General features: G+C 67.7%; 1 protein-coding gene. It reads right to left on the bottom strand.

Annotated features, from left to right (window positions below; genetic code table 11):
• Positions 1 to 390: DegT/DnrJ/EryC1/StrS family aminotransferase (locus tag EOE66_RS21640; protein WP_205702798.1), on the bottom strand; the 390-nt coding region annotated here is incomplete at both ends.

Genomic DNA, 390 nt, shown 5'->3' with positions numbered 1-390 from the left:
GCAATTCGCCATAGCGCGCACCCAGCCGCCGGCGCTGCGCCAGTTCCCACTCGAAGCGGTCGAGCTTGCCCAGGACCACCGCGCACTGCAGCGTGTCCATGCGACCACCCACCCCCACCCGCGTGTGTGTGTAGCGTTGACTCTGCCCGTGCACGCGGATCTCGCGGCACGCCTTGGCCAGCGCGTCGTCGTTCGTGAAGATGGCCCCGCCGTCGCCATAGCAGCCCAGCGGCTTGCTGGGGAAGAAGCTGGTGCAGCCCAGAGTGCTGAGGTTGCAGCTTTTGCCACCCTGGTAGCTCGCACCGAAGCTCTGCGCCGCATCCTCGATGACCGGCAGCCCGTGCCGTGCCGCGATCGCATTGATCTCTGCCATGTCGGCCACCTGGCCGT

Source organism: Rubrivivax rivuli (assembly GCF_004016505.1).
Lineage (GTDB): Bacteria > Pseudomonadota > Gammaproteobacteria > Burkholderiales > Burkholderiaceae_C > Rubrivivax > Rubrivivax rivuli.
Note: the sequence above shows the minus strand (reverse complement) of the source record. Positions and strands in the feature narration are given on the sequence as shown.